The following is a 14,804-nucleotide window of genomic DNA, read 5'->3' as shown; positions in this document are numbered from 1 at the left end:
AAAGGGGCGAAACGCGTGACACCACGATCCCGATCGCTGGCCTGGGACGCCACGACCGCCATCGAGGCGTTGGCGGCCGCCGACACGGCCCTGTGGGTCTGGACGCCGGCGACGGACGAGCTGCGTTTCACCGGCGCGACGCGGTCGCTGGGCCTGGGGCCGCTGGCCCCGGAATGCACGGCCGCCGGCTTCGTCGCCCTGGCCATGCCCCAGGATCGCAGCCTGGCCGAACGCATGCTGAAACCGCAGGACGAGGGGGCCGAGGTCGCCGTGCGTTTGCGGATGCGCGGGTCCGAGACCTGCCTGTGGCGCGGCGTCTGGCTGGAGGACGGACTGCGCGCCGCCGGCGTCGTGGCGCTGGAGACCAAGTTCGCCGGATCGGATCGCGATACGCTGACGGGCCTGCTGGACCGTCGCGCCTTCATCGCGCGCGTGGGCGAGGTGCTGACCCAGCCCGGTGAATACGAGATCGTGGTCGGCGACGTCGACCGTCTGCGGCGCCTGAACGAGGCGCTGGGGCATGAGCGCACCGACCTGGTGCTGTCGGCCCTGGGCTCGCGCCTGGCCGCCGCCTTCAACAAGGACGCCTCGGCGGCGCGGATCGGCGAGGACGAGTTCGCCATCATCGTGCCCAGGACCGCCTCTCACACCAGCTACCGCGTGCGCGATGCGCTGGAGCAGCCGCTACGGGTCGCGGGCTTCGACATCTATCCGACCGTCTCCATCGGGGCGGTGATGGTGGAGGGCGGGCCGGACGCGCCTGACGCCGCCGAACTGTTGCGCCGGGTCGAGCTGGCGGTGGAATCGGCCAAGGGCGCCGGGCGCGGCGGATCGGCCGCCTATGGCCGGGCGCTGGAAAGCGACAGCCTCAGCCGTCTGGCGCTGGAGGCGGACCTGCGCAACGCCTTCGTGCGCGGCGAGATCGTGCCCTTCTTCCAGCCCATCGTGAACCTGAACACCGGGGCGGTGGCGGGCTTCGAGGCCCTGGCGCGCTGGCGTCACCCGCGACGCGGCCTGGTGCCGCCGGACGAGTTCCTGGGTCTGACCGCCGACCTGGGCATGATGAACGACCTGGGCCTGCTGATGATGACCCAGTCGGCGCGTCAGCTGGCCGAATGGATCGAACGCCATCCGCTGGCGGGCAAGATGTTTTGCAGCGTCAACCTGTCGGTCGGCGAGATCGAACGCCCGCACCTGTGCGAGGACGTGGCGCGCATCATCAAGGAGAGCGGCCTGCCCAGGGGGGCGCTGAAGCTGGAAGTCACCGAGGGCGACATCATGCGCGACACCGCGCGCGCCGCCGAGGTGCTGCAGTCGTTGAAGGACGTTGGGGCTTCGCTGGCGCTGGACGATTTCGGCACCGGCTTCTCGTCCCTGTCCTATCTGGCGCGCCTGCCGTTCGATACGCTGAAGATCGACCGCTATTTCGTGCTGACGATGAACAAGGACGAGGGCTCGGCCAAGATCGTCAAGTCGGTGGTCAACCTGGGCCGCGATCTGGAGCTGGAGGTCGTCGCCGAAGGGGTCGAGAACGCCGAACTGGCCGCCCTGCTGCTGGAAGCCCAATGCCACTACGGCCAGGGCTTCGGCTACGCGCCTGCGCTCCCGGCCCAGGAGGCCGAGGTGTATCTGGCCGAGAGCCTGGCGGACGGGACGGCGCCGCTGAAGCAGCGGTCGGCTTAAGGCGTCAGATCGCGTTTAGCGGCAGGCGCAGATAGCGCTGTCCGCCGGCGTCGGGCGGCGGAAGGTCGCCGGCGCGGATGTTGACCTGGAGCGACGGCAGGATCAGCTGGGGCGCGCCCAGCGCAGCGTCGCGAGCTTCGCGCATGGCCACGAAGTCCTCCTCCGAGATCCCGCCGCCGACGTGGATATTATGGGCGCGCTGATCGGCGACGGTGGTTTCGAACCGGTAGTCGGTGCGGCCCTGGGGCAGATAGTCGTGACCGACGAAGATGCGGGTGTCGTCGGGCAAGGCCAGCAGGCGCTGGATCGACCGATAGAGGGTGCGCGCGTCGCCGCCGGGGAAGTCCGTGCGGGCCGTGCCGTAGTCCGGCATGAACAGGGTGTCGCCCGTGAAGACCGCGTCGCCGATCCTGTAGCTGACGCAGGCGGGGGTATGGCCCGGGGTGTGGATCACCTCGACCGAAAGCTCGCCCAGAGCGAATGAGTCACCGTCGCCATACAGGTGGTCGAACACCCGACCGTCGCTGCGCACGTCGTCCGCGCCGAACAGGGGAGCGAAGGTCGATTGCACCTTGGTGATATGGGCGCCGATCCCGATGGAGACGCCCGTCGCGCGTCGAAGATGGGCGGCCGCCGTCAGGTGATCGGCATGGGCGTGGGTTTCCAGCACCATCGCCAAGGTCAGACCCGCCGTTTCCAGCGCCGCCATCACCGCGTCGACGGATCGGGTGGAGGTGCGGGCGGACGCGGCGTCGAAATCCAGAACCGGGTCGATGATCGCCGCCATGCCGGTGGCCGGGTCGCTGACCAGATAGGTGACGGTATGGGTCGCGGGGTCGAAGAAGCCGCGAACGTCGGGGATGTGGGCCATGGGGAAGGCTCCTTTCGCGCCTCAACATATTAGGTATTGCTAATTTAGCAAGTGCGAATATATTGCGGCTCATGATCGACCTTCACACCATCGGACTTGAGCGTTTCCAGGCCAGCGCGGGCGAGGCGGCGGCGATGCTGCGCGCCCTGTCCAACGAGAAACGGCTGATGATCCTGTGCCAACTGGGCGAGGGCGAGATGTCGGTCGGCGAGATTCTGCCCCTGGTCGGCCTGTCGCAGTCGGCCCTGTCCCAGCATCTGGCCAAGCTGCGGGACGAGGCCCTGGTCGCCACGCGGCGCGACGGCACGGCGGTGTTCTACCGCATCGCCGATCCGGCCGTGCTGAAGGTGATCGCCGTCCTGGCTGAAATCTACTGTCCCCCTCTTGCTCCCGAAAAGGAATGATCCCGATGACCGTCCTGACCCCCTTGTCCCCCGCCGAGGTTTCGCGCCGCCTGATGGAAAACAGCGCCGTCCTGATCGACATTCGCGAACAGGACGAGTTCGTACGCGAACATGTCGCGGGCGCGGTCCATGCCCCCCTGTCCAGTTTCGATGAGTCCGCGCGCACCCTTGCGGACGGGCGCGACGTGATCTTCACCTGCCGGACCGGAAACCGGACGGGCGTCAACTGCGACCGCCTGGCGGCCCAGGTTCCGGGTCAGGCCTTCGTCCTGGACGGCGGTCTGGACGCCTGGAAGAAGCACGGCCTGGCGACCCGCACCGACCGGTCCAAGCCCATCGAGCTGATGCGGCAGGTGCAGATGACGGCCGGGGGTCTGATCCTGACCGGGGCGGCGTTGGGCATGCTGGTGCATCCCGCCTTCTGGGGCCTGTCCGCCTTCGTCGGCGCGGGCCTGTTCGTCGCTGGGGCCACCGGCTTCTGCGGCATGGCGCGTTTGCTCGCCGTCATGCCCTGGAACCGAAGCGCGGCAGGGATCGCCTGACGCCATGACCACCGACCTGCTGGCCCTGAGCCTCGCCGCCTTCAGCGGCGGCGTCGTCGCCCTGTTGCTGACGCTGTTCGGCGGCGGCGGGTCGGTGCTGGCGGTGCCGTTGCTGCTCTATCTCGTCGGCGTCCAGGATCCGCATGTCGCCATCGGCGTCTCGGCGGCGGGGGTTGCGCTGAACGCCCTTACGGCCCTGGCCGGCCAGGCAAAGGCCGGGCGGGTGCGCTGGCCCTGCGCCATCCTGTTCGCCGTCACCGGGGCGGCGGGCGCCTGGTTCGGCTCATCCCTGGCCAAGATGATCGACGGTCATCAGTTGCTGCTGATCTTCGCGGTCGCCATGGCGGCGGTCGGCCTGTCGATGCTCCGCCCCAAGCCTGTGGTCGTGCGACCCGAGCCCCGGCTCAACTGGGCCATGTCGCCCAGGGTCGGCCTGTCCGGGGCGGGGGTCGGATCGGCGGCGGGCTTCTTCGGCATCGGCGGCGGTTTTCTGATCGTGCCCGGCTTGATGGCGTCCACGGGCATGAGCCTGGCGACTGCCCAGGCGACGTCCCTGCTCAGCGTGGCGGCCTTCGGAGCCACGACGGCCGGCAACTACGCCCTGTCCGGCTGGATCGACCCCGGTCTGGTCGCGGCCATGACCGTGGGCGGGGTGGCGGGCACGGCGGCCGGCCTGCCGCTGGCGCGACGACTGGGCGCCAATGTGGCGCTGGGCCGCGCCCTGTTCGCCGGGCTTATCCTGGTGGTCGCCGCCTATGTCGCGGTTCGTGCGATCCTCGCACTCTGAATCCCTCTCTGTTCAGCGGGCCGGCGCTTAATGCCTCTGCCCGTCGCTATCTAGACGGGGCGATCCTGCGCTCTGATGAGGTCGTAAACCTGCCTCGGATTCCTGATTTGCAGGAACTGCGAAGAGCCGCCGAGTGACGGGGTCCAGAGTCCAAACCCATTCATGGCGACGGCTGACGTCATCCAGTTGCCTTCGAAAACGATGCTGCCCGTTCCGTCGCTGCGCTCCGAAAGTTCCAGCTTCGGCAAGCGCCGGATCTCAAGAGACGTAAGCTTAGGCTGCTTGCGACCCCGCAACATCAGAACGCGTTGGTTCGTCACGGCGTAGAACTGGGTTTTTCTGATCATCGCGTCGTGAAAGAACCGGCCGACGATCATGTAGAGGCCGACGACGAGGAATGGCAGGCCCCACAGGCGAAAGAACCAGAGGCCCGCTTGTTCGCCGCCCGGCAGAATCCACACCATTGCATTCCAGAAGATTGCAAAGCCTCCCCACAGCAGGGTGAATGGGATCAGGAAGATGTCCTTGCCGCTGACCATCAGCCCTTGTTTAGGCTGCCCTGCCCATAGAACGTTTTCGTCTGCGGCCAAGTAAGATCTGAAACGGTCGGTTGCATCTAGGGAGTTCATAGCGCGCTCCTAACCGACTTCGGAAAGCGGCGCTATCTGTGGCGGCATATATGGCCGCGCTTCCACCTAGCCATCGGCGCTGTGATCCCACACAGTGCGCCCATGACCGACGCCAGACTGGAGATCGCCGCCGGCTTTGCGACCTTGCAGGGGCCCAAGGCGGACAATCAGGATTTCGGCGGCGTCCATATCGGCACGGCGGCCGAGCAGCGCGAGCATGGGGTCGTGGCGGTGATCGCCGACGGGGTGTCGGGTTCCAAGGCCGGGCGGATGGCGGCGGAGCTGACGACGCGCAGCTTTATCGACGGCTATCTGGACCAGAACCCGCTGAACGGCATCGCCGCCAACGGGATCAAGGCGCTGAGAGGCTTCAACCGCTGGCTCCATTCGCGCGGCAAGATCGATCCGGCCATGGAGGGGGCGGCGACGACGTTCACGGCGGTGATCCTGCGGGGGCGCGAGGCGACGGCCCTGCATGTCGGCGACAGCCGGGCCTGGCATTTCCGCGACGGCGTGCTGACGCGGCTGACCGAGGACCATACGCGCGCCCAGCAGGGGCTCAGCCATGTGCTGTACCGGGCCGTGGGCATCGAGGCGGACGTGAAGCTGGACGTGCGTCAGGTGCGGCTGGAACCGCACGACCGGCTGCTGCTGACCACCGACGGGGTGCATGGGGTGCTGACCGATGCGGTGATCGCCGGCCTGCTGGGGCGGCGCAGTTCGCCCGATGCGGACGCAAAGGCGATCCTGGCCGAGGTCGAGGCGGCGGGCGCGCGGGACAACGCCACCGCCATCGTCATCGACGTGGTCCGCACCGGCGCGCCGGATTGGGAGGCGATCACGGCCGAGGCGGAAGGGCTGGCCATCCTGCCGCCGCCCGCCGTGGGCGACAACGTCGACGGCTTCGCCCTGCAGCGGCTGATCGCGGACGGGCGATATACGCGGTTGTTCCTGGCCAAGGACACGCTGGGGGACGCCGGGACGGTGGTGCTGAAGTTTCCCAAGCCCGCCGTGGTGTCCGAGCGCGGCGCGCGCACCGCCTTCCTGCGCGAGGCCTTCATCGGCCGCCGCATCGACAGCCCGTTCGTCGGCAAGGTGCTGAGCCTGGACGCCGGCCGTCAGAGCCGGCTCTATATCGCCCAGCCCTTCCATGCCGGTCAGACCCTGCATGCGCGATTGGCTGAGGAAGGACCGTTCGAGATCGCCGAAGGGATCGGCGTGGCCTTGCGGCTGTCGCGCGCCGTTTCGGCCCTGCACCGGGCGGGGGTGACACACCGCGACATCAAGCCGGACAATGTGATCCTGGAGACGACCGGCGGGCTGAAGCTGGTCGATCTGGGGGTCGCGCGCCTGCGGCAGGCCGAGGAGTTCGCTGAGGCCGAGGCGCCCGGCACCGCCGGCTACAAGGCGCCCGAGATGTATGCGGGCGAGAGCGGCAACGCCGCCACCGACCAGTTCGCCCTGGGGGTGACGCTGTATCGGCTGTTTACCCGCACCTATCCGTGGGGCGAGGTCGATCCGGCCGATGCGCCACGCTTCGACCGGGCGCCCGTGCCGCCGACGCGGCGCCGCCCGGACATGCCCGCCTGGCTTGAGGCGGCCATCATGCGCGCCGTCGCCGTCGATCCGAACGAGCGGTTCGAGGATGTGGAGGAGCTGATCCACGTGCTGGAAACCGGCAGCGCCGTCGCCGCCCCGCCACCGCGCCAACTGTCCCTGATCGAGCGGGATCCGGTACGATTCTGGCAGGGGGTCAGCCTGCTGCTCCTGCTCGCATTGCTGGTGTCGATGACCACACGCTAAGGCCCCCCATACGTTCAAACCAGGGCTTTGGATGTGCGGCATTTAGCGGCGCAAACAGCGGGAACCTGTGGCCGCCTTTGGCTTTTGTGACGGCGAGCGGGGACGTCGCGCCCGCACTTTCGGCACGAAAGCCTCCCCATGATCAAGACCCTCGCTTCCAGCGCCCTGGCCCTCGCCATGGTCTCCACCCCCGCCCTGGCGCAATCGGTCGCTCCCGACTGGTCCGGCCCTTACATCGGCATCTTCGGCGGCTATAACCAGTCGAACGACGACGGCGACGAGATCCTGCGCTTCGACCGCAACCTGGACGGAAACTACGGCGACCAGGTCACGACCGCCCCGGCCGCCGGCGCCACCGTAGGCGCCAACGCCTTCAGCCCCGGCTTCTGCGGCGGCGCCTCGACCAGCACCGTTCCCACCACGGGCTGCCGTGACGACAACGACGGCGTCGAAGCCGGCGTGCGCGCCGGTTACGACTTGCAGTTCGGCAACTTCGTCGTCGGCGCCCTGGCGGAATACAGCGTCAACAACGTCCAGGACTCGGTGACGGGCTTCTCGACCACCCCGGCCTTCTACACCTTCACGCGCGAGCTGGAGAGCACGGCGGCCGCCCGTCTGAAACTGGGCTACGCCTACGGCCCCGCTCTGATCTACGGCACCGGCGGTTACGCCTATGGCAAGTTCGAGAACAAGTTCCGCACCTCGAACCAGGCCAACAGCTTCACCGAAACCAGCGAAGGCGATGACGGCGACGGCTGGCAGGCCGGCGGCGGCGTGGAATACGCCCTGGGTCGCGGCCTGACCGTCAATGGCGAATATCTGTACACGTCGCTGGACGTCGACAGCCCGGTGATCCGCGTCGGCAACACCGGCACGACCCCGGCCGCCAATCCGTTCATCCTGGCCCCGAACACCACGGGCACCGACATGGTGCGCGGCAACGGCAAGTTCGGAACCCACATGTTCCGCATCGGCATGAACTACCGCTTCTAGGCCTCAAAGCGGGCGGCTGGGTTCAAGCCCGGCCGCCCTGGCTGGACAGCATGGCCGCGTCGACGCCCATCTGGGCCAGGGCGCGCGTCCATTTCGACGTGTGTTCGCCGTCGAAGATCAAATCGAGATCGGCGTCGGCGGTCAGCCAGACGTTCTCGGCCAACTCCTCCTCCAACTGCCCCTCGCCCCAGCCGGCATAGCCCAGCAGCAGGGCCGAACGGCTCGGCCCCGAGACCGCATCGGTCATCGCCGCCAGGGCCTCGCGCGTGCCGGTCATGGCCAGGCCGTCGCCGAACCGCAGGCTGTCGTCCCCGATCATCCAATCGTCGGTATGCAGCACGAAGCCGCGCTCGCGCTCGACCGGCCCGCCCATCAGGACCGCGCGGCCGATCGACTGGTCCGGCGCCGGGGCGTCCAGCTTGTCCAGCACCGTCTTCAGATCCACACCCGGCGCCGGTCGGTCCAGCCTCAGACCCATCGCATGGTCCGGCCCGTGGGCGCAGATCAGGATGACGGCGTGTTCGAACCGAGGGTCGTCGATGCCTGGCATGGCGACCAGCAGACGACCGGTCAGGGGGGAGGCTTGGCTCATGATCCGACCATCATCCGTCGTGAAAGCGGCGCAAGCAAGCCGCACCGGTGCTTGCGGTCCGGGCGGCGCTCTCTATGTGTCGCAGGCGGTGTTTCCTACCCCGTCAGCCCCAAACTCAGCGAGACAATCATGACCATCCAGATCGGCGATCGCATCCCGAACGCGACCCTCGCCCAGGCGACCGCCGAAGGGCCCAAGCCCGTCAGCACCGCCGACATCTTCGGCGGCAAGACCGTGGCCCTGTTCGCCGTGCCCGGCGCCTTCACCCCGACCTGCTCGGCGCGCCACCTGCCGGGCTTCAAGGATCATCTGGCCGACATCCAGGGCAAGGGCGTCGATACGGTCGCCTGCATCTCGGTCAACGACGCCTTCGTCATGAAGGCCTGGGCCGACAGCCAGGACATCACCGACGACAGCATCGTCATGCTGGCCGACGGCAACGGTGAACTGACCAAGGCCCTGGGCCTGGTGCTGGACGGTTCGGGCTTTGGCCTGGGCGAGCGTTCGCAGCGCTATTCCATGCTGGTCAAGGACGGCACGGTCACCCAGCTGAACATCGAACAGGGCGGCGAGTTCAAGGTGTCCTCGGCCGAGCATCTGCTGGCGCAGCTTTGATGTTTGTCGGGCCGCTCTATCGCTTCGCTACTTGAGCGCGGCCCGACTTTTATGACCACCGACGTGTTCAGCCCCGAAAAGCGCAGCGCCGTGATGCGTCGCGTGAAGGGCAAGGACACGTCGCCGGAACTGGCCGTGCGCAGAATCCTGCGCGCGGCCGGGATCGGTTATCGGCTGGGCGGGGCGGGTCTGCCCGGTCGGCCGGATGTCGTGATGAAGGGCCGCCGCGTCGCCCTGTTCGTCCACGGCTGTTTCTGGCACGGCCATGACTGCGCGCGCGGATCACGCCAGCCCAAGACCAACGCCGACTACTGGATGACAAAGATCGACCGCAACCGCGCCCGCGACGCCGCAAGCGTTCAGGCGCTGGAGGCCGCGCACTGGCGGGTGGTGATGGTGTGGGAGTGCGAGATGCGGCGCCCCGACTTCGCGACGGCCCTGGTCGCCGCCGTGAAGGGTCAGGCGGCCTCGGTCCGCGCCTGAGCGGCGGTATCGTTCAGGACGTGCTGCAGGGCGCCGATCAGGGCCGTGGGCGTCAGGGGCTTGGAGACGAAATAGGCCATGCCGGCCGCCTGACACGCCGCGACATCCTCGGGCGCCGTGTCGGCTGTGACGGCGACGACGGGGGTCAGGGCGTTGGGGCCATTGCCCGCACGCAGGCGACGCGTGGTCTCGCGCCCGTCCAGTTCGGGCATCCGGACATCCATGAAGATGACATCGAACACCGCCTCGTCGCAGCGTTCCAGCGCGATCAGGCCGTCGGCGGCGGTGGTGATCTCGCAGCCCAGCGGCTGAAGGATCAACTGCACGGCGCGGCGATTGATGTCGTGGTCGTCCACGACCAGCAGCCGCAGGGGCTGGTCGTCGGCGTGGTCGGGTTCCGCTTCAGCTTCGGCCGCCGCAGGTTCAGGCGTGGGTGCGGGCGCAGGTGTGACGACGGCCTGGACTGCGGGCGTGAAGGACGCCAGCGACCGGGCGATATCCAGACGGCTTTCCTCGACGATTTCCGCGATCGGCTCGGCGTCTTCGCCCTTGGGCAGGATCAGGGAGACAGTGAAGCGCGACCCCTGGCCGGGCGTGCTGCGCACCGTGAGGCGTCCGCCCATCAGGTCGATCAGATTGCGGCTGATCGCCAAGCCCAGGCCCGAACCGCCATAGCGGGCGCTGACGCCGTCTGCCGTCTGGTCGAAGGGGGTGAACAGGCGCGCCAGTTGTTCGTTCGTCATGCCGGGGCCAGTGTCGGCGATCTCGAACAGCAGGGCGTAGCCCGACGGTTCTTCCGGCCAGGCCTGGACCCGCAGGGTGATCTGGCCTTCTTCGGTGAACTTCATGGCGTTGGACATCAGGTTGTTCAGCACCTGGCGGATGCGCATCACGTCGCCCTTGACGTGGCGCGGGACGAAGGCGGCGCCCTCGACCCGCAGCCTAAGCCCCTTGGCGTCGGCCAGGCCGCGCCACAGCTGAAGCGTCTGGGCCAGCATCTGGCGCAGGTCGAAATCGCTGACCTCGACCGTCATCCGGCCCGCCCCGATGCGGGTGTGGTCCAGCAGGTCGTCCAGCAGCGCCTTCATCATGACGCCGGCGTCGGTGATCAGGTTGGCGCTGGCGCGGGACTGGGGATCGGGCGCACGCAGCTCGGCTGCGCCGGTCAGGATGGCGCCGATGGGGGTGCGCAGGTCGTGTCCCACGGCGGCCAGGAAGGCGGTGTGATCGGCCAGGCTGCGTTCAGCCCTGAGGCGAAGGTCGTCGGCCTCGGCATGGGCGCGGATCAGGTTGGTCGTCGTGTCGCTTATCCGCTGCCACGTGATGACGACGTAGAACACATAGAGGACGACCGTCGCCGCTGCGGTCATGACCAGCGACGCCGTCGCGCCGAACGCATAGGCGAAGAAGGGCATCGTCAGCAGATAGAGCATCTGCGGCGCCAGGCTGGCGATCATCATCGGCTGGCAGCGCGCGGCGGTCGTCATCGACGACAGCATGATCGCGGGCAACATCAGGGCGGCGCAGACCCCGCCCAGAGGGCCGCCGGTCTGCCACATCACCAAAGACAGGCCGCCGAAAACCGTCGCGCTGACCGCCAAGGCGATGCAGCCGACGACCTTGCGCGCCGTTGACATCTCGCCCTTGTCGCCGCGTGCGACGGGACCGAAGACCACCAGCTCGACGCCTTGGCAGGCTATGTACAGGACCACCCAGCTCAGGCTGAACCAGACGCCCACCATGGGCGTGACGACCAAGGCGACCGCGCAGGCCGAGGCGAGGCGTTGCAGAAGCGCGCCGCGGCGTTGGCGCACGGCGGCGGTCCAGCCGCTTTCACCCGTATCGACGACGGTCGATTGCATGCAGGCCCTCGTATGACGAACGCCGGTCGTTCGCATCGGCGAGATTACGCCGATCGAGCCTAACGCTCTGTCAACGGGCCGCGCCGACCGCCTCCGCTGCTGTGGAAAAGCCGTCGGCGCGCAGACGGGCGGCCAGGTCGCGCTTGATGCGGGCGACAAGGCCCGGCCCCTCGTAGATCAGGGCGGAATAGATCTGGACCGCCGTGGCCCCCAGGCGGATGCGGGCATAGGCCTCGGCCCCGCTGTCGATGCCGCCGACCGCGATCAGGGGCAGGCGGCCGGCCGCTGCCTCGGCCGCCGCGATCAGGGCCTTTTCCGCGAACGGACGGATGGGCGCGCCGGACAGCCCGCCCGTCTCGTGCGCGTCGGGCGAGCGCAGGGTGTCGGGCCGTTCCAAGGTGGTGTTGGACACGATCAGGCCGTCGATCCGGTGCGCCAGCGAGGCCTCGACGATCATGCCGATCTCGTCGGCGATCAGGTCGGGCGCGATCTTCAGGAAGACGGGCACGCGGTCGGGGCCTGTGGCGGGTCGGGCGGCGTCGATGCGGCCCAGCAGGTCGTCCAGCTGCTCGCGGCCCTGAAGCGCGCGCAGGCCGGGCGTATTGGGCGACGAGATGTTGACGGTGAAATAGGCGGCGCGACCGGCCAGTCGCTCCAGGCCCGCAACATAGTCCGCCGCCTTGTCCTCGGTGTCCTTGTTGGCCCCCAGATTGGCGCCGACGACCACGCCCGAGGGGCGGTGGTCCAGCCGCGCGGCGAAGGCGTCCAGTCCGGCGTTGTTGAACCCCATCCGGTTGATGATGGCCCGGTCCTCGCTGAGGCGGAACAGGCGGGGCTTGGGATTGCCGGCCTGGGCGCGCGGGGTAACCGAGCCGCATTCAACGAAGCCGAAGCCCAGCCGCGACAGGCCGCGCAGAGCCTCGCCGTTCTTGTCCAGACCCGCCGCCAGACCGACCGGATTGGGCAGGTCCAGACCCGCCAGACGCGTATGCAGGATCGGATCGTCGGCTGGCGGTGAAGGCAGGGGGGCGAGCGCCAAACCCTTGATCGCCAGCTGGTGCGCCTGTTCCGGGTCGAGCCGTCGCAGCAGGGCGGCGCCCATATCTGTGAGGCTCATTTGTCGTCCTCGAACGCCATCTCGCCGTCGGCCGTGACCGAGAAGGTGCGCGACGCCATGACGGCAGCGACGGGCAGGGGGGCATAAAGGTGAGGGAACAGGTCGCCGCCGCGCGACGGCTCCCACACCAGGTCGTCGCCGAAACGGCTCAGGTCCACCGTCAGCAACAGCAGGTCGCTGCGCCCGGCGAAATGGCGACGGGCGGTTTCGGCCAGCTGCGCCTCGGTCGACATGTGGATGTAGCCGTCGGCTATATCGACCGGCGCCCCGTCATAGCGACCCTCGGCGACGGCCGCGCGCCATTCGGCGGCGTCGACGATCTTGTAGGCGATGTGTTTCATGCGGACGGCGCACCGAGCGCACGCGGCGTCAGGAAGCCTTCGTAGGTGCAGCGGCCCGCGACATCGACGGTGAACAGGGCGGCCGCGCCGGTCGGGAAACCGCCCGACAGCTTGTCCACCACGGCCGGCGAGGCGGCGCTTTCGATCAGATATTCGGCCGCCAGCACATGGACGCCCGGATTGTGGGCCAAGATCAGCAGGCAGCCGGCCTCGTCCTCGCTGTTTTCGACGAAGCGGCGGATCACGTCGGAGGGGGCGTTGTACAGGGCGGTTTCGTCGCGCACTTCGACATCGCCGAAGGCGTCGTGCATCTGCTCCCAGGTCTGACGGGTGCGCACCGCGCCGGAGACCAGGGCCAGGTCCGGCTTCAGCCCCCGCTCGGCCAGGGCGCGGCCCATCAGCAGGGCCTCGGCGCGGCCGGCGGCGGACAGGGGGCGGGCTTCGTCGCCGCCGCCGGACGGGGCGGAGGTTTCGGCCTGGGCGTGCCGCATCAGGATCAGTCGGTGCATGATCTTCGCCATAAGGCGGTTTCGCCTCGCCGACCAGATGGCGCGGGGGTCAACTCCGCGTCAGCTGTGCGGCTTTCGTCGCGACGACAGGGTCGCCGGTTGGGGCGTCAGGACCGGGGCGGCGACGCGCTGGGCATGGCCGCTGGGCCGGATGCGGGCATAGTTCTGGCGCGAGGCCTCCAGCAGGATCAGGCCGGCGGTTCCGGGAAAGACGTGGCGGCCCACCTGTTCGAACCCGTCGGCCAACCTCAGCATCGGCGCCCAGGGCGGCGCATACAGCGTCTGGGACCAGGCCATCGGCTCCAGCCCCACGTCGCGCACCAGCCGTTCCAGCTGACGCCGGGTGAAGGGTCGGCCATGACCGAAGGGGGTGTTGTCGGCCCGCGCCCACAGGCCGCCGCGCGCCGCCGCCGCCAGGATGATCCGCCCGGTCGGGGACAGCGCCCGCACAGCCTCCAGCAGCAGGGCGGCGGGATCGTCGGCCTCCTCCAGCGCATGGACCAGCAGGATGCGGTCGAACGATCCGGCCGGGAAGGGCAGGCGGCGGTCGTCCACCAGCAGGGTGCGATTGCGCCCAACGGTCGGCCAGTGTTCGACGCCTTGCCCGCCCGGCATGGCCGCGACCACGCGCCGGGCGCCGACGAAGGCGTCCAGCCACGGCGTCGCATAGCCGATGCCCAGCACGTCGCAATCGGCCGCCTCGCCCCAGGCGTCGTCCAGGCGTCGCGCCACCAGCCGTCGCGCAAGCGCCCCGGTCGGCTCGCCGTAGAAGGTTCGAAGCTCGTCGATGCTGCGCCGCATGGACGCACTATAGGCCTGTCGGCGGCCCTGCTGCTAGGATGGCCGCATGACCCTGGATGTTCATCTGTTCCCCTGCCGCAGCGACAACTACGGTTTCCTGATCCGCGACGCCGCGACGGGCGTGGTCGCGGCGGTCGATACGCCGGATGCGGCGCGGATATTGGAAGAGCTGCAGGGCCTGGGCTGGGGACGGCTGGACCTGATCCTGAACACCCACTGGCACCCCGATCACACCGAGGGCAATGAACGGCTGAAGGCCGAGACGGGGTGCGAGATCGTGGGGCCGGAGGAGGTGCGAAAGGTCGCGCCGCTGGACCGCGTGGTCGCGGACGGCGATGTGGTGATGGTGGGCGAGACGCGGTTCGAGGTCACGGCGACGCCGGGCCACACGCTGGGCCATGTCGTGTTCCACGCACCGGCGGATGAGCTGGCCTTCACCGGCGACACCCTTTTCGCCCTGGGCTGCGGGCGGTTGTTCGAAGGCACGCCCGAACAGATGTTCGCCAGCCTGCAGAGCCTGAAGGCCTGGCCCGATCAGACGGTGATCTGGTGCGCGCACGAATATACGGCGTCGAACGCCCGCTTCACCCTGAGCCTGGACGACCGGCCCGAGACCGCCGCCCATGCCGACGCGATCTTTGCGGCGCGCGACCGGGGCGAGCCGACCGTGCCGACCACGATTGGGATTGAGAAACGGTTCAATCCGTTCATGACCGCGACGGATGCGGATCAGTTCGCCGCGCGCCGGGCGGGCAAGGACGCCTTCTAGGTC

17 protein-coding genes are annotated in these 14,804 nt (G+C 68.7%); 9 read left to right on the top strand and 8 right to left on the bottom strand.

Annotation, left to right across the window (positions count from 1 at the left end):
* Positions 1–15 precede the first annotated feature (15 nt).
* Positions 16–1,683 (top strand): putative bifunctional diguanylate cyclase/phosphodiesterase, encoded by a 1,668-nt coding sequence (locus tag ACP7BH_RS13285; RefSeq protein ID WP_135193559.1) that lies wholly within the window; start codon positions 16–18, stop codon positions 1,681–1,683.
* 4 nt (positions 1,684–1,687) lie between these two features.
* On the opposite strand, the gene ACP7BH_RS13280 is transcribed toward ACP7BH_RS13285, so the two are convergent.
* Positions 1,688–2,554, bottom strand: coding sequence for an MBL fold metallo-hydrolase (locus ACP7BH_RS13280; protein ID WP_425985948.1), 867 nt, complete (start codon positions 2,552–2,554; stop codon positions 1,688–1,690).
* Between the two features lie 71 nt (positions 2,555–2,625).
* Between ACP7BH_RS13280 and ACP7BH_RS13275 the strand changes: the two genes are divergently transcribed.
* From ACP7BH_RS13275 to ACP7BH_RS13265, 3 genes are read left to right on the top strand one after another with little or no spacing between them, the layout of a single operon-like run.
* Positions 2,626–2,958 carry an ArsR/SmtB family transcription factor gene (locus ACP7BH_RS13275; RefSeq protein ID WP_425985946.1) on the top strand — a complete coding sequence of 111 codons (333 nt, stop codon included), beginning with the start codon at positions 2,626–2,628 and terminating at the stop codon, positions 2,956–2,958.
* Positions 2,959–2,963: 5 nt separating this feature from the next.
* A complete protein-coding gene (locus ACP7BH_RS13270; protein ID WP_425985944.1) occupies positions 2,964–3,500 on the top strand; it encodes a rhodanese family protein in 537 nt (178 codons plus the stop codon).
* A gap of 4 nt (positions 3,501–3,504) precedes the next feature.
* Complete coding sequence (locus tag ACP7BH_RS13265; protein WP_425985942.1) at positions 3,505–4,287, top strand: sulfite exporter TauE/SafE family protein; 783 nt, start codon at positions 3,505–3,507, stop codon at positions 4,285–4,287.
* A gap of 50 nt (positions 4,288–4,337) precedes the next feature.
* Here the strand turns inward: ACP7BH_RS13265 and ACP7BH_RS13260 are convergent, their stop codons facing one another.
* A complete protein-coding gene (locus ACP7BH_RS13260; protein ID WP_425985940.1) occupies positions 4,338–4,916 on the bottom strand; it encodes a hypothetical protein in 579 nt (192 codons plus the stop codon).
* Between the two features lie 102 nt (positions 4,917–5,018).
* On the opposite strand from ACP7BH_RS13260, the gene ACP7BH_RS13255 reads away from it, so the two are divergent.
* Positions 5,019–6,719 carry a bifunctional protein-serine/threonine kinase/phosphatase gene (locus tag ACP7BH_RS13255; RefSeq protein WP_425985938.1) on the top strand — a complete coding sequence of 567 codons (1,701 nt, stop codon included), beginning with the start codon at positions 5,019–5,021 and terminating at the stop codon, positions 6,717–6,719.
* Positions 6,720–6,857: 138 nt separating this feature from the next.
* Positions 6,858–7,712 (top strand): outer membrane protein, encoded by an 855-nt coding sequence (locus ACP7BH_RS13250; RefSeq protein WP_425985936.1) that lies wholly within the window; start codon positions 6,858–6,860, stop codon positions 7,710–7,712.
* A 22-nt stretch (positions 7,713–7,734) separates the two neighbouring features.
* Here ACP7BH_RS13250 and ACP7BH_RS13245 read toward each other — a convergent pair whose 3' ends face one another.
* Positions 7,735–8,304: a YqgE/AlgH family protein gene (locus tag ACP7BH_RS13245; protein ID WP_425985935.1), complete on the bottom strand. Its 570-nt coding sequence runs from the start codon at positions 8,302–8,304 to the stop codon at positions 7,735–7,737.
* Between the two features lie 129 nt (positions 8,305–8,433).
* Between ACP7BH_RS13245 and ACP7BH_RS13240 the strand changes: the two genes are divergently transcribed.
* Positions 8,434–8,919, top strand: coding sequence for a peroxiredoxin (locus ACP7BH_RS13240; protein WP_409718113.1), 486 nt, complete (start codon positions 8,434–8,436; stop codon positions 8,917–8,919).
* 51 nt (positions 8,920–8,970) lie between these two features.
* The gene (locus tag ACP7BH_RS13235; protein ID WP_425985933.1) at positions 8,971–9,402 is read left to right on the top strand and encodes a very short patch repair endonuclease; all 432 of its coding nucleotides are present in this window, start codon (positions 8,971–8,973) and stop codon (positions 9,400–9,402) included.
* Here ACP7BH_RS13235 and ACP7BH_RS13230 read toward each other — a convergent pair.
* From ACP7BH_RS13230 to ACP7BH_RS13210, 5 genes are all read right to left on the bottom strand, one after another.
* Positions 9,378–11,264, bottom strand: a complete 1,887-nt coding sequence (locus tag ACP7BH_RS13230; protein WP_425985931.1) for an ATP-binding protein — start codon at positions 11,262–11,264, stop codon at positions 9,378–9,380. The genes ACP7BH_RS13235 and ACP7BH_RS13230 overlap by 25 nt on opposite strands.
* Positions 11,265–11,334: 70 nt before the next feature.
* Complete coding sequence (locus ACP7BH_RS13225) at positions 11,335–12,381, bottom strand: quinone-dependent dihydroorotate dehydrogenase (protein WP_425985929.1); 1,047 nt, start codon at positions 12,379–12,381, stop codon at positions 11,335–11,337.
* Positions 12,378–12,722: a DUF952 domain-containing protein gene (locus ACP7BH_RS13220; RefSeq protein ID WP_425985927.1), complete on the bottom strand. Its 345-nt coding sequence runs from the start codon at positions 12,720–12,722 to the stop codon at positions 12,378–12,380. Before ACP7BH_RS13220 ends, ACP7BH_RS13225 begins: the two co-directional genes overlap by 4 nt.
* The gene (locus ACP7BH_RS13215; RefSeq protein ID WP_425985925.1) at positions 12,719–13,243 is read right to left on the bottom strand and encodes a SixA phosphatase family protein; all 525 of its coding nucleotides are present in this window, start codon (positions 13,241–13,243) and stop codon (positions 12,719–12,721) included. Before ACP7BH_RS13215 ends, ACP7BH_RS13220 begins: the two co-directional genes overlap by 4 nt.
* Positions 13,244–13,291: 48 nt before the next feature.
* Positions 13,292–14,032, bottom strand: coding sequence for a methyltransferase domain-containing protein (locus tag ACP7BH_RS13210; protein WP_425985922.1), 741 nt, complete (start codon positions 14,030–14,032; stop codon positions 13,292–13,294).
* 46 nt (positions 14,033–14,078) lie between these two features.
* Here ACP7BH_RS13210 and gloB point away from each other — a divergent pair, with 46 nt between their 5' ends.
* A complete protein-coding gene (gloB, locus tag ACP7BH_RS13205; RefSeq protein ID WP_425985919.1) occupies positions 14,079–14,801 on the top strand; it encodes a hydroxyacylglutathione hydrolase in 723 nt (240 codons plus the stop codon).
* Positions 14,802–14,804: the final 3 nt, after the last annotated feature.

The organism is Brevundimonas sp. TWP2-1 (assembly GCF_049897645.1).
GTDB lineage: Bacteria > Pseudomonadota > Alphaproteobacteria > Caulobacterales > Caulobacteraceae > Brevundimonas.
The sequence above is the reverse complement of the archived record's forward strand: the minus strand, read 5'-3'. Positions and strand labels throughout refer to the sequence as shown.

Excerpts from the sequence above, each read along its gene's own strand:
- ACP7BH_RS13215 (WP_425985925.1), bottom strand. The coding sequence starts at position 13,243 with ATGGCGAAGATCATGCACCGACTGATCCTGATGCGGCACGCCCAGGCC.
- ACP7BH_RS13245 (WP_425985935.1), bottom strand. The coding sequence starts at position 8,304 with ATGAGCCAAGCCTCCCCCCTGACCGGTCGTCTGCTGGTCGCCATGCCA.
- ACP7BH_RS13270 (WP_425985944.1), top strand. The coding sequence starts at position 2,964 with ATGACCGTCCTGACCCCCTTGTCCCCCGCCGAGGTTTCGCGCCGCCTG.
- ACP7BH_RS13275 (WP_425985946.1), top strand. The coding sequence starts at position 2,626 with ATGATCGACCTTCACACCATCGGACTTGAGCGTTTCCAGGCCAGCGCG.
- ACP7BH_RS13255 (WP_425985938.1), top strand. The coding sequence starts at position 5,019 with ATGACCGACGCCAGACTGGAGATCGCCGCCGGCTTTGCGACCTTGCAG.
- ACP7BH_RS13260 (WP_425985940.1), bottom strand. The coding sequence starts at position 4,916 with ATGAACTCCCTAGATGCAACCGACCGTTTCAGATCTTACTTGGCCGCA.
- ACP7BH_RS13280 (WP_425985948.1), bottom strand. The coding sequence starts at position 2,554 with ATGGCCCACATCCCCGACGTTCGCGGCTTCTTCGACCCCGCGACCCAT.
- ACP7BH_RS13225 (WP_425985929.1), bottom strand. The coding sequence starts at position 12,381 with ATGAGCCTCACAGATATGGGCGCCGCCCTGCTGCGACGGCTCGACCCG.
- ACP7BH_RS13210 (WP_425985922.1), bottom strand. The coding sequence starts at position 14,032 with ATGCGGCGCAGCATCGACGAGCTTCGAACCTTCTACGGCGAGCCGACC.
- ACP7BH_RS13220 (WP_425985927.1), bottom strand. The coding sequence starts at position 12,722 with ATGAAACACATCGCCTACAAGATCGTCGACGCCGCCGAATGGCGCGCG.
- ACP7BH_RS13230 (WP_425985931.1), bottom strand. The coding sequence starts at position 11,264 with ATGCAATCGACCGTCGTCGATACGGGTGAAAGCGGCTGGACCGCCGCC.
- ACP7BH_RS13240 (WP_409718113.1), top strand. The coding sequence starts at position 8,434 with ATGACCATCCAGATCGGCGATCGCATCCCGAACGCGACCCTCGCCCAG.
- ACP7BH_RS13250 (WP_425985936.1), top strand. The coding sequence starts at position 6,858 with ATGATCAAGACCCTCGCTTCCAGCGCCCTGGCCCTCGCCATGGTCTCC.
- ACP7BH_RS13265 (WP_425985942.1), top strand. The coding sequence starts at position 3,505 with ATGACCACCGACCTGCTGGCCCTGAGCCTCGCCGCCTTCAGCGGCGGC.
- gloB (WP_425985919.1), top strand. The coding sequence starts at position 14,079 with ATGACCCTGGATGTTCATCTGTTCCCCTGCCGCAGCGACAACTACGGT.
- ACP7BH_RS13235 (WP_425985933.1), top strand. The coding sequence starts at position 8,971 with ATGACCACCGACGTGTTCAGCCCCGAAAAGCGCAGCGCCGTGATGCGT.